Source organism: Enterococcus sp. M190262 (assembly GCF_005843965.1).
Lineage (GTDB): Bacteria > Bacillota > Bacilli > Lactobacillales > Enterococcaceae > Enterococcus_D > Enterococcus_D gallinarum.
On the sequence record NZ_CP040461.1, the window covers coordinates 2,305,804 to 2,328,396 of the forward strand.

27 protein-coding genes, 1 pseudogene and 1 other annotated feature are annotated in these 22,593 nt (G+C 41.0%); of the genes and pseudogenes, 17 read left to right on the plus strand and 11 right to left on the minus strand.

The genetic code is table 11. The features are described 5' to 3' along the window. Nucleotides 1-40: 40 nt before the first annotated feature. Complete coding sequence (locus tag FE005_RS10780; RefSeq protein ID WP_103300006.1) at nucleotides 41-550, plus strand: QueT transporter family protein; 510 nt, start codon at nucleotides 41-43, stop codon at nucleotides 548-550. Between the two features lie 92 nt (nucleotides 551-642). On the opposite strand, the gene cbpA is transcribed toward FE005_RS10780, so the two are convergent. After that, nucleotides 643-1,281 carry a cyclic di-AMP binding protein CbpA gene (cbpA, locus tag FE005_RS10785; protein ID WP_003127068.1) on the minus strand — a complete coding sequence of 213 codons (639 nt, stop codon included), beginning with the start codon at nucleotides 1,279-1,281 and terminating at the stop codon, nucleotides 643-645. Between the two features lie 157 nt (nucleotides 1,282-1,438). Here cbpA and rpmG point away from each other — a divergent pair, with 157 nt between their 5' ends. The 5 genes from rpmG to FE005_RS10810 all read left to right on the plus strand — a co-directional run bounded on the left by rpmG (nucleotide 1,439) and on the right by FE005_RS10810 (nucleotide 4,942). Beyond that, nucleotides 1,439-1,591 carry a 50S ribosomal protein L33 gene (gene rpmG, locus FE005_RS10790; RefSeq protein WP_005472365.1) on the plus strand — a complete coding sequence of 51 codons (153 nt, stop codon included), beginning with the start codon at nucleotides 1,439-1,441 and terminating at the stop codon, nucleotides 1,589-1,591. Nucleotides 1,592-1,603: 12 nt separating this feature from the next. Then, nucleotides 1,604-1,774, plus strand: a complete 171-nt coding sequence (gene secE, locus FE005_RS10795; protein WP_003127070.1) for a preprotein translocase subunit SecE — start codon at nucleotides 1,604-1,606, stop codon at nucleotides 1,772-1,774. Between the two features lie 121 nt (nucleotides 1,775-1,895). Further along, complete coding sequence (gene nusG, locus FE005_RS10800) at nucleotides 1,896-2,438, plus strand: transcription termination/antitermination protein NusG (RefSeq protein WP_003127071.1); 543 nt, start codon at nucleotides 1,896-1,898, stop codon at nucleotides 2,436-2,438. A 126-nt stretch (nucleotides 2,439-2,564) separates the two neighbouring features. Further along, nucleotides 2,565-3,944, plus strand: coding sequence for a DUF1576 domain-containing protein (locus FE005_RS10805; RefSeq protein WP_086269247.1), 1,380 nt, complete (start codon nucleotides 2,565-2,567; stop codon nucleotides 3,942-3,944). Between the two features lie 89 nt (nucleotides 3,945-4,033). After that, a complete protein-coding gene (locus FE005_RS10810) occupies nucleotides 4,034-4,942 on the plus strand; it encodes an alpha/beta hydrolase (RefSeq protein ID WP_138371769.1) in 909 nt (302 codons plus the stop codon). A 199-nt stretch (nucleotides 4,943-5,141) separates the two neighbouring features. Here the strand turns inward: FE005_RS10810 and sdaAA are convergent, their stop codons facing one another. Further along, complete coding sequence (gene sdaAA, locus FE005_RS10815; protein ID WP_003127075.1) at nucleotides 5,142-6,017, minus strand: L-serine ammonia-lyase, iron-sulfur-dependent, subunit alpha; 876 nt, start codon at nucleotides 6,015-6,017, stop codon at nucleotides 5,142-5,144. Between the two features lie 13 nt (nucleotides 6,018-6,030). After that, nucleotides 6,031-6,696 carry an L-serine ammonia-lyase, iron-sulfur-dependent subunit beta gene (gene sdaAB, locus FE005_RS10820; protein WP_003127076.1) on the minus strand — a complete coding sequence of 222 codons (666 nt, stop codon included), beginning with the start codon at nucleotides 6,694-6,696 and terminating at the stop codon, nucleotides 6,031-6,033. A 299-nt stretch (nucleotides 6,697-6,995) separates the two neighbouring features. On the opposite strand from sdaAB, the gene rplK reads away from it, so the two are divergent. From rplK to rplL, 4 genes are all read left to right on the plus strand, one after another. Continuing rightward, the gene (rplK, locus tag FE005_RS10825) at nucleotides 6,996-7,418 is read left to right on the plus strand and encodes a 50S ribosomal protein L11 (protein WP_003127077.1); all 423 of its coding nucleotides are present in this window, start codon (nucleotides 6,996-6,998) and stop codon (nucleotides 7,416-7,418) included. A 104-nt stretch (nucleotides 7,419-7,522) separates the two neighbouring features. Beyond that, nucleotides 7,523-8,212, plus strand: coding sequence for a 50S ribosomal protein L1 (gene rplA / locus FE005_RS10830; RefSeq protein ID WP_003127078.1), 690 nt, complete (start codon nucleotides 7,523-7,525; stop codon nucleotides 8,210-8,212). A gap of 61 nt (nucleotides 8,213-8,273) precedes the next feature. Then, nucleotides 8,274-8,400 (plus strand) — a sequence feature (ribosomal protein L10 leader region). A gap of 74 nt (nucleotides 8,401-8,474) precedes the next feature. Continuing rightward, complete coding sequence (gene rplJ / locus FE005_RS10835) at nucleotides 8,475-8,975, plus strand: 50S ribosomal protein L10 (protein ID WP_003127079.1); 501 nt, start codon at nucleotides 8,475-8,477, stop codon at nucleotides 8,973-8,975. A 55-nt stretch (nucleotides 8,976-9,030) separates the two neighbouring features. After that, nucleotides 9,031-9,402: a 50S ribosomal protein L7/L12 gene (gene rplL, locus FE005_RS10840; RefSeq protein WP_103300010.1), complete on the plus strand. Its 372-nt coding sequence runs from the start codon at nucleotides 9,031-9,033 to the stop codon at nucleotides 9,400-9,402. An 89-nt stretch (nucleotides 9,403-9,491) separates the two neighbouring features. Here the strand turns inward: rplL and FE005_RS10845 are convergent. The 5 genes and pseudogenes from FE005_RS10845 to FE005_RS10860 form a co-directional block, all read right to left on the minus strand. Then, nucleotides 9,492-9,659, minus strand: a pseudogene (locus FE005_RS10845) (tyrosine-type recombinase/integrase); the annotation flags it as partial. A 300-nt stretch (nucleotides 9,660-9,959) separates the two neighbouring features. Beyond that, nucleotides 9,960-10,526, minus strand: a complete 567-nt coding sequence (locus FE005_RS10850; protein WP_103300012.1) for a hypothetical protein — start codon at nucleotides 10,524-10,526, stop codon at nucleotides 9,960-9,962. Nucleotides 10,527-10,661: 135 nt separating this feature from the next. Next, a complete protein-coding gene (locus FE005_RS10855) occupies nucleotides 10,662-11,036 on the minus strand; it encodes a hypothetical protein (protein WP_138371771.1) in 375 nt (124 codons plus the stop codon). A 695-nt stretch (nucleotides 11,037-11,731) separates the two neighbouring features. Continuing rightward, entirely contained in the window at nucleotides 11,732-11,905 is a 174-nt protein-coding gene (locus FE005_RS16860; protein WP_005472376.1) for a hypothetical protein, read from the minus strand. A 183-nt stretch (nucleotides 11,906-12,088) separates the two neighbouring features. Then, nucleotides 12,089-13,108 carry a branched-chain amino acid aminotransferase gene (locus tag FE005_RS10860; RefSeq protein ID WP_003127083.1) on the minus strand — a complete coding sequence of 340 codons (1,020 nt, stop codon included), beginning with the start codon at nucleotides 13,106-13,108 and terminating at the stop codon, nucleotides 12,089-12,091. A 283-nt stretch (nucleotides 13,109-13,391) separates the two neighbouring features. Between FE005_RS10860 and FE005_RS10865 the strand changes: the two genes are divergently transcribed. Then, complete coding sequence (locus FE005_RS10865) at nucleotides 13,392-14,360, plus strand: pyridoxal-phosphate dependent enzyme (RefSeq protein ID WP_138371772.1); 969 nt, start codon at nucleotides 13,392-13,394, stop codon at nucleotides 14,358-14,360. Nucleotides 14,361-14,449: 89 nt separating this feature from the next. Here FE005_RS10865 and FE005_RS10870 read toward each other — a convergent pair whose 3' ends face one another. Genes FE005_RS10870 through FE005_RS10880 form a run of 3 tightly spaced genes read right to left on the minus strand, consistent with a single transcriptional unit; the run spans nucleotide 14,450 to nucleotide 17,627 of the window. Further along, nucleotides 14,450-15,256: a TPM domain-containing protein gene (locus FE005_RS10870; protein WP_103300015.1), complete on the minus strand. Its 807-nt coding sequence runs from the start codon at nucleotides 15,254-15,256 to the stop codon at nucleotides 14,450-14,452. Continuing rightward, nucleotides 15,253-16,377, minus strand: a complete 1,125-nt coding sequence (locus FE005_RS10875) for a TFIIB-type zinc ribbon-containing protein (protein WP_138371773.1) — start codon at nucleotides 16,375-16,377, stop codon at nucleotides 15,253-15,255. Before FE005_RS10875 ends, FE005_RS10870 begins: the two co-directional genes overlap by 4 nt. A gap of 17 nt (nucleotides 16,378-16,394) precedes the next feature. Next, nucleotides 16,395-17,627: an SPFH domain-containing protein gene (locus tag FE005_RS10880; protein ID WP_005472382.1), complete on the minus strand. Its 1,233-nt coding sequence runs from the start codon at nucleotides 17,625-17,627 to the stop codon at nucleotides 16,395-16,397. 304 nt (nucleotides 17,628-17,931) lie between these two features. Here FE005_RS10880 and dnaX point away from each other — a divergent pair, with 304 nt between their 5' ends. The 6 genes from dnaX to holB are packed head-to-tail and all read left to right on the plus strand — an operon-like array spanning nucleotide 17,932 to nucleotide 22,583. Further along, entirely contained in the window at nucleotides 17,932-19,650 is a 1,719-nt protein-coding gene (gene dnaX / locus FE005_RS10890; RefSeq protein ID WP_005472384.1) for a DNA polymerase III subunit gamma/tau, read from the plus strand. Nucleotides 19,651-19,670: 20 nt separating this feature from the next. Continuing rightward, the gene (locus tag FE005_RS10895) at nucleotides 19,671-19,985 is read left to right on the plus strand and encodes a YbaB/EbfC family nucleoid-associated protein (RefSeq protein WP_003127089.1); all 315 of its coding nucleotides are present in this window, start codon (nucleotides 19,671-19,673) and stop codon (nucleotides 19,983-19,985) included. A gap of 15 nt (nucleotides 19,986-20,000) precedes the next feature. Then, nucleotides 20,001-20,597, plus strand: coding sequence for a recombination mediator RecR (gene recR / locus FE005_RS10900; protein WP_003127090.1), 597 nt, complete (start codon nucleotides 20,001-20,003; stop codon nucleotides 20,595-20,597). Between the two features lie 19 nt (nucleotides 20,598-20,616). Next, nucleotides 20,617-21,264, plus strand: a complete 648-nt coding sequence (gene tmk / locus FE005_RS10905) for a dTMP kinase (protein ID WP_003127091.1) — start codon at nucleotides 20,617-20,619, stop codon at nucleotides 21,262-21,264. A gap of 31 nt (nucleotides 21,265-21,295) precedes the next feature. After that, nucleotides 21,296-21,625: a cyclic-di-AMP receptor gene (locus FE005_RS10910; RefSeq protein ID WP_003127092.1), complete on the plus strand. Its 330-nt coding sequence runs from the start codon at nucleotides 21,296-21,298 to the stop codon at nucleotides 21,623-21,625. 13 nt (nucleotides 21,626-21,638) lie between these two features. After that, a complete protein-coding gene (gene holB / locus FE005_RS10915; protein ID WP_138371774.1) occupies nucleotides 21,639-22,583 on the plus strand; it encodes a DNA polymerase III subunit delta' in 945 nt (314 codons plus the stop codon). Nucleotides 22,584-22,593 lie beyond the last annotated feature (10 nt).

Here is a 22,593-nt window from a genome sequence, read left to right on the forward strand (position 1 = left end):
CCATCCCGCGTAATCAAAACTCGGAGAAAGAAGGGATCAAATGGATAAATCATCCACTTTATCAAACCAGCGGTTGCGAGTTGTCGTCGCGAACGGTTTGATCATGGCACTGTATGTTGCAGTGACAGTCTTAGTCGCCCCAGTGGCTTCTGGTGCCATTCAATTTCGTGTCTCAGAAGGGCTGAATCATCTGGTAGTCTTTAACAGAAAACTGATGTGGGGTGTTTTTGGCGGAGTTGTATTGTACAATTTATTTTTTGGTATGGGAATTTTGGACGTCGTCTTTGGTGGAGGCCAAACCTTGCTTGCATTGTCAGCAACGGCGCTATTGCAGAAGAAAGTTCCGAATGTCTTTGTCCGTTTAGCGCTTAATACGATTTTCTTCTCGTTGAGCATGTTCTTGATTGCAATCATGCTGCATCTGACTCTCGCATTACCATTTTGGGCGACCTTTGGTACAACAGCGCTAAGTGAGTTGATTATCATGACAATCACAGCGCCTATAATGTATATCGTGAATACAGGTGTTCGCTTCGATAAGCGATTTTAATCAATCATTTGTTTTTTGCTTTGATGGTTCCCAAAAAACAAATAAAAAAAGATCATCTCTACCGTAGGTTTTGGTGGAGATGATCTTTTTTGTTATTCTGCATTCAAATCTTCAATTTCAACAACTTTGAAGTTTTTTGCCTCTAACTGATAAATGATCTTATCGCACAGCTCTTTTGACGTATTCGCTGGTAAAGTAATCAATGTCCGACGAATAAATTCATCCTTGCCGATGTCCAATGTGATACAGCTGGCAATACTGCTGTATTTCGCGATGATTTTTGAAATGATCGCTAAATCGCCTTGTGTGCCAGTTGATGCGATAGTCAGCACGTAGCTTCCTTGTTCGACATTCCAAGATTGAGACAGCATATTCAATAATGAACTGTGGGTCAAAATCCCATAGAACTCATTGTTTTCATCTAATACGGCAATGTATGGCAACTCTTTGATCGTGAAAAAGACTTTAAAAAATGAAGAATTGACATAAATAAATTTTGTCGCGTTTTTAAGCAGGTGTGTCACTGGTAATGTCATATCTCCACCATTCGATTTGTGACGATAGATGTGCATTTTATAGATGTTTCCCCGGAAGATTTTGCCGGATTCATCTAAGATCGGTACACAGCGATAGCCAGAATCTTCTAAAATTTCCAAGGCTTCTTCTAAAGTAGCTGTTTCTTTGATCGTAGTTAAGTCGCGTTTTTTGTAAACCATTGTTTTTAGTAACATAACAATTCCCTCCCAAATACCCAATTCACATCTCTATAATACCATAAAATCAGCGGAAACTATATTTTTGCGTGTCAAAATCTAAAATTGACACTTTCACTGAAAAATGGTATTTTTAACTTTGGAAAACTTTGTATAAAGGGGGAGGACATCAGAAATGGCAACAAAAAAAGCAGCTTTGGCTTGTTCTGTCTGCGGATCCCGCAACTATTCGAAATCAGTCAGTGAAGGAAAAAAAGGCGATCGCCTTGAAATTAACAAATTTTGCAAATACTGCAATCAATACACGCTACATCGTGAAACGAAGTAAGGAGGAATCTTGATGAACTTTATGAAAAATGTTTTTGCTGAAATGAAAAATGTTTCTTGGCCATCAAGAAAGCAATTACGCAGAGATACTTTTGTTGTGATCCAAACGACAATTATTTTTGCAGTGATGTTTTTTGTGATGGATACGCTGATTCAAACTGTTTTTGATTTGATTTTGAAATAAATGCTGCTGGATTATCAGCAACTAGTCAAGTAAAACAAATCGTGGTATAATTGATTCGAGGAAAAACTTCGGTGCAACTGAGGTTTTTTTATTTTACAAAAAGATAGGGAGACCGAATACAATGGAATCTTTTGAAAAAAATTGGTATGTCTTGCATACTTACTCCGGCTATGAAAACAAGGTGAAAGCGAACTTGGAATCACGGGCGCAAAGCATGGGGATGGGCGATTACATCTTTCGTGTTGTCGTACCAGAAGAAGTCGAAACGGAAGAAAAGAATGGGAAAAAGAAAGAGATCGTTCACAAAACTTTTCCAGGTTATGTCCTCGTCGAAATGGTCATGACGGATCAATCATGGTATGTTGTTCGTAATACACCAGGAGTGACTGGGTTTGTCGGCTCTCATGGAGCAGGAAGCAAACCAGCTCCGCTTTTACAAGAAGAAATCAACTCTATCTTACGTTCAATCGGTATGAGCACTCGAACAGTTGAATTGGAAGTGGAGATTGGTGAAACAGTTAAAATCATCGAAGGTGCATTCTCTGGATTAGAAGGACAAGTCGCTGAGATCGACGAAGAAAAACAAAAATTAAAAGTCAATATTGATATGTTTGGTCGAGAAACAAGTACAGAATTGGATTTTGAACAAGTAGATAAAATCTAAGTATAAAACTGTAGTGTTTTTTGTCAAAATAAGGTAAAATAAAATTGAAAATTGGTGATAGCGGACCGTTATTGGCCCGCTGTTTTTATCTCACGAAAAGAAAGCGTTTTATAAAAAGGGGGTCCTATGAAGAAAATTCTCGCATCGATTTGTCAACGCCATTTTTTTGATCAACATTTGGAAAAAAGAGGTGTGATTTCCGTACATAATGGTTATAGTTTGTTGTTTGCTTTTAATTTGTTTTTGCTGCTTTCTGCCGTGATCTTTATGGAACCTCAAAAAGTGTTTCGTGAAATGCTTACAATCATGTTCTCGGAAAGCCATTTAGTAACGGATTACGTTGCGCTGACTTCTGTAGGTGGCGCACTGTTCAATGCGTCGATCATGACTTTTGTTGCGATCGCGGTCTGTTACCATTACCGAGTTCCGGTTACTGGAGGAATGATATCAGCCGTCTTTATGGTTACGGGGTATGGTTTGTTTGGCAAAAATCTGTTCAATTTTATTCCAATCTTCTTAGGTGTTCGTCTCTATTCCTATTTAATGAATCAACCCCTCAAAAAATATCTTCTCATTGCTTTGTACGGTTCCTCCGTTTCACCCATCGTTAGTTTTTTTGCATTCAATGACTCACTTCCCGCTTATTTCGGTAGCTTCATCGGTTATTTGATCGGTGTTTTGACTGGATTGATCATGGTTCCTTTAGCACTGCATTTTCAAGCATTATTTAAAAAAGTCAGTATCTATAGTGCCGGCTTTACTTCTGGCATGTTGTGTACGATGGTTGCAGGAATTTGCCGAATGTTTGGTTTTGATATCGAATTGCGAGCAATCGTTTCTAAAGGCTCCAATCTTCCACTGGTTATTATGATGGTGTCGCTGTCTTTATTAATGATTGGCTATGGGTTAGCAATGGCTGTTAAACGCAAGCGGTTGAACATGCGGGCAATATGGTCTCATAGCGGCAAAATCGAATACGATATTTTACGTGAAAGTGGCGTTTATAATACGATGATTAATATGGGGTTAATGGGATTGCTGTTAATGAGTTATGTGAGTATGCTAGGTGTCAACCTCAATGGTCCCATTGCAGGTGCGATGTTTTGTGTCATTGGTTTTTCTGCTTGTGGTGCCCATGTCTTTAACGCGCTGCCCTTATTTGCCGGTGTGCTATTAGCAAATACAATGAATATCTACGCAATGACTGAAACAGTAACCGTTACAGCGGCTATTTTTGCAATGATGCTCTGTGCGGTGACTAATGCTTACGGGTGGAAAGGGGGGATGATCGTGGGATTCATTCATACGTCGATGGTTTTGAATATCGATGTGCTTCATGGTGGATTGAATCTGTACAATAATGGCTTTTCCGGAGGGCTCGTTGCGATGATGATCATTCCATTGCTCGATTTTTTTTCACAAATCGCGGACACCTCGATTTTTAAACGGAAGAAACAGTCCGGAGGCAAAGAAAAGGTAACCTACCAAGCAACGAGTAAAGAATGAAGTGTTCTTGAATAAAGAGTAAACATCAGCTATTGCTTGTTTCTTGTTTCAAAAGGGATTATACTAGACCCGATTTGGAGGGACTGTAAATGAAAAAATGGCTATTTCTATGTCTGGTTGTTTTGCTTAGCGGCTGTCAAGCAGCAACTCACTCAAATGTTTCAGCACAAAAAAGTACACAGAAGCCAACGGAGACAACGACTGCTTCGGCAGAAACATCAACCACCGAACCCGTTCAGAAAACGACCACGCCAACACTCTTTATTCATGGTTATCAAGGAGGTCCCTCATCATTTGGAGGGATGATACAGCGTTTTGCCCAAAAAGATTGGGTGAGCAATGAAATGGTTCTAACAATTTCACCAGATGGGACAGTTTCAACGGAAGGAGTGCTTTCTAAAAAAGCTGTAAATCCAACCATTCAGGTCTTGTTCGCTGACAATCAAAATAATGAATGGAATCAAGCAGAATGGATCCGACAAGCGTTGCTTTATCTGAAAAAGGAAGGAATAGAGCAAGTAAATTTAGTCGGACATTCCATGGGGGGAGTTAGTGGTTTTCGCTATCTCACAACATTTGGAGAGCTGAGTGCAGCTGGGGCTGAAGCACTGGATCCCGCATTGCCAAAAGTAGCTAAATTTATAGCGATCGGGGCGCCTTTCAATGAATTTATTGATACGAGTTCACGACAGACTGTCACTGATTTAGTGACAAACGGACCAACGGAGACTTCTCCACGCTACCAGGAATTTCAAGGACTATTGAAGCAAGGGGGGCATCGACTCCCGATTGAGCTGATTGCTGGGCAATTATCTGATGAAGAGCTATCGGACGGCACTGTGCCGACCACAAGTGCCTTGGCGATCAACCACTTATTGGCAGCGAATGGCTATTCTGTGACTGAAAAAATCATTAAAGGATCACAGGCACAGCATAGTCAGCTGCATGAAAATCAAGAAGTAGATGAAGATATTGCTGCTTTTTTATGGGAGAAATAACTGATAGTCGTCAAAAGGCTGTAAGAATAACTTTGATATAAGTTCTATCTGTTTTTTTTAGTAGTAGCAAATAGATAAAAATATCCGAATGATCGGAGATCGCTTATTCTTCTCGTGCATAGGTAACGAGGACCTGCAGAGCCGCGGGAGCTATCTAATGATCATTCGGATATGTTATTTGTTGAGACTCTTACATCTTTTAGTGTTCAGCGGCATCTAAAATTTGCGCTTGTAGACGTTGTGCTGTAGGCGTTGTGGCCAACCCGCCCTCGGCTGTTTCTTTAAAAATACTTGGCATTTGCCGTCCTACTTGGTACATCGCGTGGACGACTTCATCCGGAGGAATCACACTTTCGATTCCTGCTAAAGCCATATCAGCAGAAATAAATGCTTGTGAGGAACCGAGAGCATTTCGCTTCACGCAAGGAACTTCGACTAACCCAGCGACAGGATCACAAATCAATCCCATCATATTCTTTAGTGTAATGGCTACTGCTTGAGCAGCTTGATGTCCGCTCCCACCCTTAGCACAGACGAGGGCTGCTGCTGCCATGGCACTGGCAGAACCAACCTCTGCTTGACAACCGCCTTCTGCTCCGGATATCGAAGCATTGTTCGCAATGACTAGTCCGAAGGCTCCGGCAGTAAAGAGGAAATCGATTTGTTGAGAACGAGACAGCTGCAAACGATCGCGAACAGCCATCAGCACACCAGAGACAACACCGGCACTCCCAGCTGTAGGAGTGGCACAAATCAATCCCATTTTGGCATTGACTTCATTGACAGCAATGGCATTTTGAACGGCTTGCAAGATCGTCTCACCACTTAGAAAATCACCAGCCTGTATATAATCATTCATTCGTGTGGCATCGCCACCGGTTAATCCCGTCACAGAGGTCACTCCAGCAACGCCCTCGGCAACGGATTGTTCCATGACCGTCAGGTTTTTGTCCATTAGTGCAATGACTTGCTCGCGAGTGCGCCCTGAGTTTTCGCATTCGACCGCAATCATCATCTCTGCAATCGATGCATAATTTTTGCTTTGAAGAACAAGATCTTCAATCGTATAAAACATGACGAATCCTCCTTTAATCGAAATAAGCCGCACTATAAACGTGGGGCAGTGCTTTGATTTGTTGTGCCAATTGATCATTTCGTTCATCCACTTCAATGATCATAATGGCTTTTTCTCCTTTGGACTCTCGGGTAACAGTCATCGTACCAATATTGATTTGTGCCTCAGAAAGTAGATTCGTGACACGTGCGACCATTCCGGGAACATCTTGATGAACGATGACATAGGTAGGGGTACCTAAAGTCAATGAGATTTTAAAACCATTCAATTCAGAAATTTGTATATTCCCACCGCCGATTGAAATGCCGGTAACGGACATTTTGCGGTCACCTTTTTTTAAAATCATTTTGACCATATTCGGATGTTCGGCTTTTTCGTTTTTCGGAACAAAGAGTACTTCTAGACCTTGCTCATAGGCTAACTTTAATGAGTCAGCAAGGCGCTGATCATCGGGCTCCATTCCTAACAAACCGCCGACAAGTGCAATATCTGTTCCGTGGCCGCGATAAGTTTTCGCGAAGGACTCATACAAAAGGATATCGACACTGTCAGGCTGTTCGCCAAAGATGTGGCGCACGATTTTGCCAATTCGAGCAGCACCTGCGGTATGGGAACTGCTGGGTCCAACCATAATTGGTCCAATAATATCAAAGACACTTCGGTATTTTAAAGGTTCCATTCTATTCACCTCATTTAATTGATGGGAGAAATCCAGATGTAGTTTAGCATAAAATATGGAGAAATAGAGCAATGAGTGGAACTGTATGGGATTTTTTTAATCTTTTTTTTGTTTTACCGATTTTCTCCATAAAAAGCAAAAAAATTCGCCAAGAGTTCTTGCAAATTTCTTTTGAGATGCTATAATATCTCAGTGTGCATTATTCACACGTTTTTTGTGTGCGCACATGATTCACTAAAGTGGGAGGAGAAATATGGATCTCCAATTAACCACATCACGGACTCAAGGAGGTATGTCTCGTGGCAAAAAAAGTAGAAAAAATCGTTAAATTGCAAATTCCTGCAGGTAAAGCAACACCAGCTCCGCCAGTAGGTCCTGCACTAGGTCAAGCGGGTATCAATATCATGGGATTCACAAAAGAATTCAATGCACGTACAGCTGATCAAGCAGGCTTGATCATTCCAGTAGTGATCTCTGTATACGAAGACCGTTCATTCACATTCGTTACAAAAACACCACCAGCAGCAGTATTGTTGAAAAAAGCAGCAAACGTTGAAAAAGGTTCAGGCGAACCAAACAAAAACAAAGTTGCAAAAGTTTCACGCGATCAAGTAAAAGAAATCGCTGAATTGAAAATGGAAGACCTAAACGCAGCTGACGTTGAAGCAGCTATGCGCATGGTTGAAGGAACTGCACGAAGCATGGGGATCACTGTAGAATAATTTTTACAGACCCTAAGGAAGTAGCTTCTCAGTCGGCTCTATATTGAAAAATATGGGACACGTGGGAGGTTCTACCGTTATAACCACATCAAGGAGGAAACAAAATGGCTAAAAAAAGCAAAAAAATGCAAGAAGCATTGAAAAAAGTTGACGCTGCAAAAGCTTATTCAGTTGAAGAAGCAGTAGCTTTGGCAAAAGAAACAAATATTGCAAAATTCGACGCAACGGTTGAAGTTGCTTACAAACTAAATGTCGATCCTAAAAAAGCGGACCAACAAATCCGTGGTGCGGTCGTACTACCAAACGGTACTGGTAAAACACAAACAGTGTTAGTTTTTGCGAAAGGTGAAAAAGCCAAAGAAGCAGAAGCAGCTGGTGCTGATTTCGTTGGAGACGACGACATGGTTCAAAAAATCCAAGGCGGATGGTTCGATTTTGATGTTGTTGTTGCAACACCAGATATGATGGCAACTGTCGGTAAACTTGGTCGTGTTTTAGGTCCTAAAGGTTTAATGCCAAACCCTAAAACTGGTACAGTTACAATGGACGTAACAAAAGCTGTTAACGAAGTAAAAGCTGGTAAAGTGACTTACCGTGTTGACAAAGCTGGTAACGTTCATGTACCAATCGGTAAAGTTTCATTTGAAGATGACAAATTAGTTGAAAACTTCAAAACAATCCACGAAACTTTAGTAAAAGCTAAACCATCTGCAGCGAAAGGTCAATACATGAAAAACATTTCTGTAACGACAACTTTCGGACCTGGTATCCATGTAGATCAAGCTTCTTTCTAATTTGAATAAAAAACAAAACTTTTGTTGACTTGACTGCCTTATCTATGGTAAGGTAGTCAAGGTTAAAAGTTTAACTGTACCGAAGACAGTAGGTGACGTCAGTCTTAATTTCCTACCGAGGACGTTTATTGAGAAACTTCAATAGTCCCTCTATGTCTACGGTGGCATAGAGTTTTTTTGTTTTTATCTCTTGATAAAGACAAATGAAGACAGAAATGTTTTCTTGAAACTCTTCCATCAAAATCAGGAGGTGAAATTTAAAATGAGTGAAGCAGCTATCGCTAAAAAAGCCGCAATTGTGGATGAAGTGAGTGAAAAATTCAAAGCAGCCGCATCTGTAGTAGTCGTTGACTACCGTGGATTGACTGTTGACGAAGTAACTCGTCTACGTAAACAATTACGCGACGCAAACGTTGAAATGAAAGTTATCAAAAATTCTATCCTTTCACGTGCTGCTGAACAAGCTGGTCTAGAAGGTCTTGGTGAAGTATTCACTGGCCCAACTGCTGTAGCGTTCAGTAACGAAGACGTTGTCGCACCTGCAAAAATCATGAACGATTTTGCTAAAGAGGCTAAAGCATTAGAAATCAAAGGCGGTATCATCGAAGGCAAAGTTTCTTCTTTGGAAGAAATCACAGCATTGGCAAAATTGCCAAACCGCGAAGGACTTCTTTCAATGTTGCTATCTGTGCTACAAGCACCTATCCGCAACGTGGCTTACGCTGTCAAAGCAGTGGCCGAAAAAGAAGAAGATGCAGCTTAATTGCCGCATAATCACACTATAAACTAAACTATCTAATTAAATGGAGGAAAACAAAATGGCATTGAACATTGAAAACATTGTCGAAGAGCTAAAAGGCGCGACAATCTTAGAATTAAACGACTTAATTAAAGCTATCGAAGAAGAATTTGGCGTATCTGCTGCTGCTCCTGTAGCTGTAGCTGGTGCTGCTGGCGACGCTGGTGCTGCTGAAGAACAAACTGAATTCACTGTAGAATTGACTGCAGCTGGCGACCAAAAAGTTAAAGTTATCAAAGCAGTTCGTGAAGCAACTGGTTTAGGCTTGAAAGAAGCTAAAGCTGTAGTTGACGGAGCTCCTTCAGCAGTTAAAGAAGGCATCTCTAAAGACGAAGCTGAAGCATTGAAAGCTGCTTTAGAAGAAGTTGGCGCTTCAGTAACAGTTAAATAATTATTTTTGATTTTTTTGAGCTAGAATTCCTTTTAAGTAAGGGTTCTAGCTCTTTTTTTTGTTTTTTGACCATCCTTTTGACCATATATTTAGAAACGAAGGTAGCATGCAATTTTTTCTGCAAAGAGCTCTTTTGTTAGATGAGCATAGATGTTTATCGTTGTCTGAATATCAGAGTGTCCGAGACGTGATCTCACTTTTTGCATTGATAAGGCAGTTTCAAAGAGTAAATAACAGTGTGGATGACGAAATCCGTGACCAATTGCTTTTAACCCCTTTTCTTCCAAAGCTTTTTTTGAATGCTATTGGAACTCAGTGGGGTTGGGTAGCTTTTTGCTACAAAAATAATTTCTTGAGTCTAAATGAGTTTTATTAGAGTAATTTCTTAATAATATCCATTGAGAAACCACATTGATTGGGGAATATTTTTGCCGACTAGATTTTAGTAATTTTGAGTTTCTTTTTGATTGAAGACTAAAAAAAATGTTGGTAAAAATCAACCTCGATTTTACACCAGCACAAAATATGATCGGACCTAATCTTTTTGATTTGGCTCTTTAAAGATGATTTGTTTCGATATACTTGTCCAAGAGAAAGTTTTCCACGCTGACGATGTCAATGCAAATCAAATCATCTATATTTATTGTTTTTTTGTTCGTCTTTGTGATGCTTTCGTAATCTATTATAGAAAGTACTAGTTTTTTTGAATCTAAAAGATTGATTTTTCCGGTAAAGACGCTCTCGTCATTAGAATGTATCACAGTTACGCTTTTTTTGAGAACTAAATTATTTGTGAGTAAGTCATCGATAGTTTTTATTTTTTCTAAATTAATTATAGAACCAAGATCATAGTTATCAAATGATTTGTTGATTTTATTATAACTTACAAAAAATTCGTACATTCTAATGTAGGCTGAGTTGTCAATAATTTTTACTAAATACTTTTTACTTCTAATCTGAATACTGTCAAGTGTTCCAGTTTCACTGATAGACATAAATAAGATAAATGAACCAAGATCTTGCAAAATGTATCCGAGTGAGAAGGATTCACTTCCATAGTCATCTATATCTTTTGAGTATAATTCCAAGAGTTGGTTGCTATAAGAATAATCTGTTTCTATCATTGTTTATCCTCTTTTCTTCATTTTGTAATTTGCTTTTCATTTTTTCGTCCGGGCCGAGATTTCGTGTGTTCTTTGAAGAGCTTGTAGTTTTAAGCCCAACGTAATTCAAATGAACAAACTGATGGTATTTTTCGATCACATATTCATTGCTGTACCCATGAAAATTAGTAGCAGTGTAGGAGTAGAAAGAAGAAGATTTAGTGCTAATAGCCAACCTAAAAAGTGACGTTCAATATTTTTAATAAAACAATAAAGTGGTATGGTGAGAGAAATTAAAATGATGGCTATTATGATTCCCAAATACATCGGCTCTGTCTCTAAGGGGGAAAATTTGGAAATAGTATTCGATAATTGATAAATAAAATCGAACCCAGGTATTTCAGGATCGACTATTCCTTTTTTTAAAATGAAAAATCCTGTGACTTGCATTAAAGATAAATAGGGTCCTATTCCATAAGTGATTAATAGCATAGGATAGAACCAGTGGTAATGTGTCTCTGAATTTGCCATAGAAAAAATCTCCTTTAATATATACTCGAGAATATAGGAGTAACGAATGTTTTGAAATCTAATAAGCTAATAAAACTCTTTCATTTTTGTAAGTATCAGTTAGTATTTATCCATTGGGCTTATTTTGTTTGCACTTGATGATAGTTGTTTATTCCTAAAAGGAGGGGGGACCTTCTTAGTCAAGTATCGGAAATGAAAATAGTTTACCTATGAGCCAAGTTCTGACTTTATTTTGGCAGTATAAAAAATGCCGACGTTCTAATTTGAGTCTACGTTCTCTTTCATCAAGTTCCGCTTCTTCTTTCTGTCTTTGCTAAGCGTGTTTTATTTTTAGAAATATAAATCATGGCTAAAATAATTCCTGTTATCACAAGAAAAATCATTAGATAGGGAAGAACTGAGAGGATTAAACTTCCGAAGATCAAAAAGAATAACAACCCGATGCATCTGCACCCTCAGCCGCCACCACGACTTTCTTTAACAATATGGAGCTTTGACATTTAGTAATTACTTTGTTATTTTTATTTCATTGTATCAGATAAGTTTAATAGATAACATTTATTTTTGGCCGTTTGGAAAGATATTTTTGAGAATATCTTTTTAGTTCTGACGGCTAAGGCTATCTGAATTAGAGGAACAGTTGCAAAAAAAAACAAGCCTAAGACTAGCGCTGAGCGCCGCTGACTTAGGCTTGTTTATTTTTTGCGAAATTGCTGAACAAGAAAAATGAAGATAAAAAAGAATAATGCTTCCCATAAAGTAGTTGTCCAACTAAAGGTACGACTGATCCCAAAAAAAAGATTCCCAATATTGGATACGACCAAATAGATGACCGTAGCAATCAATGAAAAAATTAAGCGTTTTGCCATCATAATTCCCCCTTGCCTTTGATTGTAACAATTGACTGACGAGAGAGCAATTATTTTAAGAAAAGGCTCCTGTCAAAACGAAAAAAAGATGCGCCATTCTTTAATTGTTTTGGGTGCTTTCAGGCGTGAGAGCAAAGAGGGGAGCCCTATAAATTTTTTTGATTCTCCCAATCAGTTCATTGATTAATCAAGAGGAACATCAAAAATCCAGCCAGCTGGAGCCTTGCGCTCACCAAATTGGATACCCGTCAATTCATCGTATAGCGCACGAGTTTTAGGACCGACCTCCGTTTCACTGTAAAACACATGGAAAGACTCTCCATTTTGGATTCCGCCAATAGGTGAAATAACCGCAGCGGTTCCACAAGCGCCTGCTTCAACAAAGCGATCCAGTTGATCCACATACACATCTCCTTCGACAGGTGTTAATCCTAAAGCATGTTCTGCAAGATAAAGGAGAGAATATTTGGTGATACTTGGCAAAATTGATGGCGATTTTGGTGTCACGAATTCATTTTCGGCCGTGATCCCAAAGAAGTTAGCGGACCCCACTTCCTCAATTTTTGTATGTGTTTCAGGGTCTAAATAAATGCAATCTGAAAAATTCCGTTCATGGGCTTCGTATCCTGGTAATAAGCTGGCAGCATAATTTCCGCCTACTTTTGCAGCGCCGGTACCATTTGGTGCTGCACGATCATAATCTGAAACAATAAAGTTCGTTGGGGCCAGCTCGCCTTTGAAATATGATCCGACCGGCATGCAAAAAATAATAAACAAGTATTCTGGCGCAGGTGCAACGCCGATATTCTCGCCTACACCAATCAATAGCGGCCGTAAATATAGAGTAGCCCCGGTACCGTAAGGCGGTACAAATTCTTGGTTTGCTTTGACCACTTGATTGACCGCATCGAGGAACATCTCTTCGGGAACGAACGGCATACGCAAGCGACGAGCGCTTCGATTCAATCGTTTACTATTCTCATCTGGACGAAACAAGTTGATCCCGCCATCTGGTCGTCGATACGCCTTCAAGCCTTCAAAGCATTGCTGACCGTAATGCAATGCTGGAGAACCTTCATGAATATGCAGAATATTATCTTCAGTCAATGCTCCTTGTTCCCAAGAGCCATTTTTCCATTTTGCGACAAAGCGCCAAGGGGTTTTAATATACGAAAACCCTAAATTTTCCCAATCGATTTGCATAGAGTCACTTCCTTTTTTAATTTTTCCTAGTATAGCATGGAACGCCCATCAAGTCATTATTTTCTGAAAATTCATCGCAATGATTTTCATTTCTAACATCATGATGAAAGCTTATTACTAGAGGCTTTATATTCACAGAATTTTTTTCAAGCCTATCTGGAGCTCTGCAGTTGTTGATAAAAAGGGGGAAGGATTTTGGCAGAACGTCGAGCACTTTAGATTGTATTTACGGAACAGATATGCTTCAATAAGGGTAGAAAAAAATCGATTAGGAGGACTTTCGGTGATCAAAGAAGCGGTTTCTGAAATCCAAGGTGTCCTGGATGCTTATCAGCGACTGGCACCAATCATGATCCATACACCTGCCGCACCAAGCAATATTCTTAGCGCAGAAAAGACAGGAGAAATTTATCTGAAACTAGAGAATCTGCAGCGTACAGGATCCTTTAAGGCGCGAGGGGCCTACAACAAATTAGCAACATTGACAGAGGAAGAGAAAAAAAGAGGGGTAATTGCTTGTTCAGCAGGTAATCATGCGCAAGGTGTTGCACTAGCAGGCGCCCTGCTAGGGATACATGTACGGATCTTTATGCCGCTTCAAGCAGCGAAGACAAAAATAGAAGCAACGAGAAATTATGGCGCTGAAGTGATCTTAGCAGGAGAGACATTCGACGATACAAAACAAATTACTTTGGAAGCGATGTCACGTAGCGGTGAGGTCTTTGTCTCCCCCTTTGATGATCGAGCGGTAATGGAAGGGCAAGGAACGATTGGGTTAGAGATTTTACAAGATTTGCCTAATGTGGATAATGTCATCGTACCGATCGGTGGAGGCGGCTTGATCGCAGGCATTGCGTTAGCAATCAAACAATTACGCTCGGAAACTAATATTATTGGTGTTCAATCTTATCAAGTGCATGGGATGATTTCCTCTATATGGCGACAAGAACTGATAGCCAATCGCAGCAGTAAGACATTGGCAGATGGGTGCGATGTGGCTTTGGCTGGAGAATTGACTTATGAAACGTTGCGCTCGCGCATAGATGAAACCGTTTTAGTTGAAGAGAAAGATATCGAAACTGCTATCCATTATTTGGCTTTAAAAGAAAAAGTGATTGCTGAAGGGGCAGGTGCTCTGAGTACGGCTGCTATCCTAAGCGGACAAATCGATCATTTGCTGAAAGGCAAACGAACAGTCGCAATCGTTTCAGGCGGGAATATCGATTTCTCTGTTTTTAAAGAAATCATTTAAAAAAAGATGATCTCAGACCAACTAGTCGTCTGAAGATCATCTTTTTTAGTCCGTTTTCGATCCAGTTTTCAGAGGAGAAGAAACGTTTACTAAAAACTGCGACCGCCGCCGCCAAATGTTCCGCCGCCGGAAGAATGAGTAGTGGTGCCACCGCCAAAACCGCCGCCGCCATTATTTTTAGGTGGACGTGGGATTCGGCGAGTCGTTACGAAGGAGTTGACCAGACGATCTTCTTTTTGAGTCAATTTGATGCTGGATTTTTCTCTGTAAGGGTATTTGTATCCACCCATTTTTAATTGGTATCTTGATTTGACAATAATGAAAAAAGCAATACTGATCACTGCAGCTACCAATAAGCTAATGCCGATTTCTAAAGGGGTCAGCACTTTATAATAAGTGATCTTGCCTGTCTCACGATCCACATGATAGTGACCGCCGGGAACCCCCGCTTCTACATAGCTGGCTGCATTCTCCAAGTAGACCCGGGCGGCTTGATAGTAATTACCCGCCGTCATCTGATCATAAATATTATCCAACATATCATCAAGACGAGCGTCGTTGATATAATCGAGCATATTTCCTGAGGTGGACACATGAAGATTACGGTTGCCCATATCGATCATCAATGCTGAGCCATTCTGATCATTCCCGATACGATCCGCGAGAAAACGGTCGGTGGTGTATTCAATATCATCAATGCCGTTATTTGTCGTTGCGATAAAAACTTCACCTTTGATTTTCTCATTCAACTGATCGGCTTGTTCGCTCAAACTCTGGATTTCGGAGGGAGTAAAAAGACCAGCGTTATCAGTAACGGTATTTTCTGCCGCCACGCCAGTGACCGTTGTCAGCAGAAAGCCGGCAATCATTAGGAAAAAACAGGAAAATTTTCTCATAAGAAATACCCTCCAATCATCCCTAGAATCGCAATCACAGCAAAAATCGCTGCACTCGTAAATCCTAAGCGTTTGTAACTGATGGGCAAGACACCGCTGACTTTACCGGTTTGGCCGTTCATCGCATAATAAAAGACGTTCTTATTTGGATCATCAGCGCGATAGGTGACAAGCCAGACCGGCAGCAGTACGTAATGATTGGTCTCTTTCGTAATCTCAATGTTCCGCTGTGTCCGATTGAAGCTAGTGTACCCATTAACGGTACTGCTTAGGAGGTTTTCAGCATAACCGGAAAGTTCCTGTTGTACTTCATTCTTAAGTGCTTGATACTCAATGTCGCGTTTTTCTGCTTGAAATCCTGCCAGATACTGGCTGCGAAAGTCAACGGCCTTATCCAATGGGAAAGGCTGGACCCCGGTAACCATTTTTTGTTGGACATTCTTGGATAAAGCGTTTTTGATCAGTTCATTGATACGCATTTTTCCGCGTCTGGAAACAGCAAATTGTTTGTGTTCTGTATATTCGATCTCGCCGACACGCCAAATTCTTAAAGAAGTTCCAGTTCCAGATAGTTGGCCATCTAGTTCGGCATCGATCCTCCAGTAAGGGAAATAAACACCGGTCAATTTTTCAACTTGCGCTTGATCGAAGAAGTCTCTTGGTACGAACCATTTTTTTTGTGCCCATTCCAGAAATTTAGCGGTTGCTTCTTCTTTTTCGATTGCAAAAGGTAAAACTTTGTTAGGTAAGAATTCTCCAGAAAGACGGCCGGAAAGGACGACTGGATTGTGGCAGAAATAACAGTAAGTAGCTGCTGTCGTAGCATCAGTGACGATCTCTGCGCCGCAGTTAGGACAAAGGAACAAGTCCATTTGGGCCGCCTTTTCTTCGGTTTTTTCTGTGATAGCTTCTTTTAGCGCCGGTTCCGTATTATCAGTGATCGGCTGATTTTCCGGCGCAGTCCCATCTGCAAGTTGGGCTTCTTTTTGTTTTTGTTCAAAGGCTGTTACTTCTGCTTCTGTAAAAATACTCAAACAGAAGGGGCAGTGGAATTTTTGATCACCAGGATCAAAGGTTAGCGCACCGCCGCAGTTGGGGCATTTATGCGTAATGACATCCATTTAAGTTCCTCCTTCATTTAGTCTAAAGGAACTCCCTTAAATGGCTTGCCGCAGTTGGGACAGAATTTCGGGATTCCATTTGCTAAATCAATTATTTCACTACATTCTGAACATTTCATTTGTAAACTTGGGGTTCCTGTAGGTTTTGCTGTACCGCAATTGCTGCAGAACTTACCCGTATTGCTTGTTCCACACTGAGGGCAGTCCCAACTATCGCCATTGTTTTGTTTCTGCTGATTTTCTTGGTTTTGCTGGATTTGTTGCTGATTGTTTTGAGCTGCTTGATTCAAGTAACCGCCAGTTGTGTTCATCCCCATGCCCATACCAACAAATCCGGTTGTTGCACCGGCAGCATTACTACCTGCGGATTCCATCCCACGTGCGATCGAACCTTGAACATACCCTTCACGAACATTTGGGTCACCCAACATGGCACCTTGATTACGCATGTTGATCAGTTTCACTGAATCATCCGTATAAGAGATGCTTGCAACAGCGACTGAAACGATTTCCATTCCTCGCAGTTCGCGCCAACTGTCGTCTAAAACCTCACCCATGTATTTGCTTAATTCCATACTTTTTGATGGAACATAGGAGATGCGCTCGCCATCCGCTGACATTTTGTTGATGGCTGTCTGTAAAGCAGTCAGAAACTCTGCTAAATATTGTTCGTTAATGTCATTGATGTCAACTTGTGTTTTATTTTTTGGAATCGCGTTGGTGTAGAATAAGATCGGATCAGTAATTCGCAATGAGTAATTTCCATGGGCTCTTAGGAATAATTCTGCATTATAAAAGTTGTCAAAATAATTTAATGGAGAAGAAGTCCCGAAGCGGATTCCTTTGATTTCCTGCAAATTGATATAGAAAACTTGTTGTTTTTGAGGTGTTACGCCACCAAATTTGAAGCGATTAAACGTTTCAGAGATGGCATCCTTTAAGGAACCGTTGAACATGGAAGGAGCCAAGTCATTTTTGACGGTATAGTAGCCTTCCTCTGCTGTATAATCAATGATTTTTCCACCATCGACCAGCAGCATCATCATATTAGGGTAGACGTGGATTACAGATCCATCTGTTATGACATCCTCCGTTCCTTTTCGGTTCGAACCGCGTTTGTCATTGCGCCGTACCTTCACACCTTTAGTCATCACTGTCGTGTCGCCCATATTGTCAGGTTCGAAGACCTCTAGCCATTGGTCGGCAAGACCTCCGCCAATCGTGCTTGTTGCAGCTTTGATAATACCCATTTTCAGTCCTCCTTACAAATTTTCATCATCCAATGGATGAATGTACATTCATTATACCATAGCTCCGTATTTTCTATGTATTAGACCAAAGTTGTAGAAGTGTAGGCAAAAGTTGAATAAAAAATCGTCTATAAAACAATACTTTTTTCAAAGTATCGTTCTCTAGGATGTGCGGATTTTTATTAAAAGATTGCTCCCTTAAAAAATCATTTCTTTTTCAGCAGATAGGCAACTCAAGGTAGTTTTTTTTGTAAATATTACGTATAATAGATAATAGCGAATTTTGAAAAGAGTGAGGAAAAATATGGCCTATCAAGCATTGTACCGTGTATGGCGATCCCAACGGTTCGAGGATGTCGTTGGACAAAAAGCAATTACGCAAACCTTGAAAAATGCGATCGAGCAAAATCAAATTTCGCATGCTTATTTATTTACCGGTCCTCGGGGAACGGGAAAAACGAGTGCTGCCAAAATCTTTGCAAAAGCAATCAATTGTCCAAACCAAGTCAATGGAGAGCCCTGCAATGAATGCGAGATGTGCCGTTCGATCACAGCTGGTACGCAAGAAGACGTTATCGAAATCGACGCAGCCAGCAACAATGGGGTCGAAGAGATCCGCTTTATCCGAGACCGTGCAAATTATGCACCAACACAAGCTGAATATAAAGTATATATCGTGGATGAAGTTCATATGTTGTCGACCGGCGCCTTCAACGCGTTACTGAAGACGTTAGAAGAACCACGAAAAAATGTAGTGTTTATTTTGGCGACGACAGAGCCGCACAAGATTCCTGCAACGATCATTTCTCGAACGCAACGATTTGATTTTAAGCGAATCAATACGCAAGATATCGTTGATCATCTAAAGACAGTTTTAGACGGCAGTCAAATTGCCTATGAAGAAGAGGCGCTGCAAGTGATCGCACGAGCCGCAGAAGGTGGGATGCGGGATGCGTTAAGCATTGCTGACCAAGCTATTGCCTTTAGTGATGGCAAAGTCACGACTCAAGACGCATTAGAAGTAACCGGCAGTTTGTCTTATGAGATGATGGACCGTTTGATGCAATTTTGCGAAGACCAAGCAGTACCAGATGCATTAGAGACATTGCGCCAGCTGCTGTCTTCGGGCAAAGAAGCACGGCGGTTGTTGGAGAACTTGCTGGTCTATTGTCGTGACTTGCTCTTATATCAGCAAGCACCACAATTATTAGAAGAAAAATCACTGCAGATCACACCAGGCTTCAAAACTTTAGCTCAGGCAGCTACTGCAGATCAAATCTACCATTGGATCACTGTTTTGAATGAGACGCAAAACGAGGTGCGATTCACCAATAATCCGACCATTTATTTGGAAGTAGCAGTTGTTAAACTAGCAAATCAGAGGAGATTGCCAGCTTCAGGAGAAGTTTCGGTGTCGAATCAAGAAGTTCAGCAGCTTCGTCAAGAAATTCAGAAGCTGCAGTCAGAAGTACGAAAACTACAAGAAAACCCATCGGCGGCCAGCAGTGAACCGGTCAATCCACCTGCCAAGAAGACCAAAAATAGCAGCACTTTCCGAGTGCCGAAAGAACGGGTCTTTCAAGTCTTGAAAGAAGCCACAAAAAAAGATCTCGCAAATGTGCGGAACATTTGGGATGATCTGTTGATGTCATTGTCGGTGACACAACGAGCAATGCTCCACGCGAGCGAAGCAAAAGCAGCCAGTGCATCTGGTGTAGTGATTGCCTTTGATTATGAGATTGTCTGTCAACGGGCAGCTAATGACCAAGACTTGCAGCTGACATTGCATAATCAAATTTCACGAATGATTTCTGATTATGCACCGCAAGCCGTGTTTATCACGAAAGAAAGCTGGCCAATCTTACGACAAGAATTTATTGCTGGCGGACAAACCTTCAATACAGGCGAATTAGATGAAGGGGAAGCTGAACCAGAACCAACTACGGAAGAACCTGAAAATGAAGTCGTCGTTACCAAAGCCCAAGAGCTTTTTGGTGAATTGGCGAGCATCGAAGAAAATTGAGAGAATTGGAGTGAAGAACAATGATGCGAGGCATGGGAAATATGCAAGGCATGATGAAGCAAGTACAAAAAATGCAAAAAGAGATGGTAAAAGAACAAGAAGCCCTAAACAGTAAAGAATTTATCGGCGAGTCAACAAATGGCTATGTGAAGGCAACTTTTACAGGTGATAAAAAATTACGCGATCTTTCGATCGATCAAGCAATCGTCGATCCGGAAGATGTCGACATGTTACAAGATATGCTGATCTTGGCAGTAAATGATGGATTAACTAAAATTGAAAAAGAAACCGAACGGACTATGGGTAAATACACTAAAGGAATCCCCGGTTTATAAAAGGAGAAATGTGGCGTGCAGTATCCAGAACCGATCGCACGATTAATCGACAGCTACATGAAGCTGCCAGGTATCGGACAAAAAACAGCAACTAGATTGGCTTTTTATACGATCGATATGAAAGATGAAGTCGTCAATGAGTTTGCTAAATCACTGTTGAGCGTCAAACGTGATCTGCATTTTTGCAGTATTTGCGGAAACATTACAGAAGGAGATCCCTGTGAGATCTGCAGTGACCCTTCACGAGATAAAGGCACGATCTTAGTAGTAGAAGAACCAAAGGATGTCATGGCGTTAGAAAAAGTTCGTGAGTACCATGGACTCTATCATGTTTTGCATGGTGTTCTGTCTCCAATGGAAGGGACTGGACCAGAAGATATCAATATTGCTCCTTTGATTCAGCGCCTGCATGATGACCAAGTGAAAGAAGTGATCATTGCTACGAACGCCACGACAGAAGGCGAAGCTACCGCGATCTATCTTTCCCGACTGATCAAACCAGCGGGGATCAAAGTGACGCGGTTGGCTCACGGCTTATCTGTCGGCAGCGATATTGAATATGCGGACGAAGTGACATTGCTTAAAGCAGTGGAAGGAAGACGTGAATTATAAGAAATTGGAGGCAACAAGGGTGAGTGGACTGTTCATAACCATTGAAGGACCAGATGGCGCTGGCAAAACCAGTGTTTTAGAAGAACTATATCCTCGTTTGCAGCTAGAAGCCAAACGAGACATTGTTAAAACGAGAGAACCAGGCGGTGTAAAAATCGCAGAAAAAATTCGGCGGATCATACTGGATCCCAAAAATTCTGAGATGGATGAACGGACTGAAGCATTGCTGTATGCTGCTGCAAGACGCCAACATTTGATCCAAGTGATTTTACCAGCATTGAATGAAGGCAAAATCGTGATCTGTGATCGATTTGTAGACAGTTCTTTAGCTTATCAAGGGGCAGGGCGCCGGATCGGTATTCCTGAGATTGCACGTATCAATGAATTTGCCACCGAAGGCACGGAGCCTGACTTCACCTTGTATTTGGATGTCGATTCGGATACAGGTTTAAGAAGGATTCAAGAGCATCGGGCTCATCAGTTGGATCGCTTGGACGCGGAAGGATTAGAATTTCACCAACGAGTTCGTCATGCTTATTTGAAGCTGGCAGAAGAAAATCCTGTACGCATCCATAAGGTTGATGCTAGAATGGGATTACAAGATGTCGTTGAGACAAGTTTTTCAGCAATCGTTGAAGCATATCCTTCCTACTTCAAAACAATGTGATCGCTGACGACAATAATAAGGAGATGATCTCATGAAATTGATTATGGCAATCGTGCAAGACAAAGACAGCAACCGATTAGCAAATGAATTCATCGATGCCAACATTCGCGCTACGAAACTTTCATCTACCGGCGGATTCTTAAAAGCCGGCAACAGTACATTTATTATTGGTCTTGAGGATGAGCGGGTCCAAGACGCATTGGAACTGATCAAGAAAACCTGTCAGTCTAGAAAACAATATGTTTCCACACCAATGTCGTTAGACATCTCACTTGATGGGCAAGTACCTTATCCAGTGGAAGTAGAAGTTGGCGGTGCAACGGTTTTTGTTCTACCAGTCGATGGCTTCCATCAATACTAAAAAGGAGCAGACCATGGAGGAACTTTTTTTACAAGAATATCAACCTCTGGTTTTTGCCCAACTGAAGAAAAGTGTCGAGCATGGGCGGATTGCCCATGCTTATCTTTTTGAAGGCGATGCAGGAACGGGCAAACATGAGATGAGTTTGTGGCTGGCGAAACGTCTCTTTTGTACGAATGTTCAATCAGATGAACCTTGCGGATCTTGCAGTAATTGTTTGCGGATCGCTCAAGGGGAGCACCCGGACGTACTCATGGTGGAACCAGATGGACAGACGATCAAAGTAGATCAAATTCGTCAATTGCAAGAAGAATTTTCTAAGAGCGGCTTCGAAAGTCGCTTGAAAATCTTTATTCTTTCGCAATCAGAAAAAATGAATATAAGTGCAGCAAATAGTTTACTGAAATTTTTGGAAGAACCTGTAGGGAATTTCTTAGCGATTTTAGAAACGGAAAGTGTTGGACGGATCTTGCCGACGATCCAGTCCCGTTGTCAAATCATTCATTTTTCACCATTGGCGAAAGACAAATTGCGGACAAAGCTGCAAAAAGAAGGACTTTCTCAAGAGAGTAGCCGTCTTTTGAGTTACTTGACAAATAGTTATCATAAAGCAGTTGAAATCTCCCAAGAGGAATGGTTTAATGAAACTAAGGATGCTGTTGCACAATGGGTGAAGTATCTCTTGAAGAAAGATCCGCAAGCGTTTATTTTCGTTCAAAAAAAGCTGCTCGCTTTAGCAAAAGAAAAAGAACAGCAGAGAGTTATTTTTTCGATTCTGTTATTTTATTTGCAGGAAGAACGAGACCAGTTATTGGCACAAGGCTTATGGGGAAAAGAGATCAATCTTGCCATCGAAGCTGCCTTGCAAGCCCAAAAGAAACTGCAAGCGAATGTAGCTTTTCAAGGCGTTGCTGAACAATTTTCAGTGAAGATCATCTATGGCATAACAGTACCCTAAAGGGGGAGCA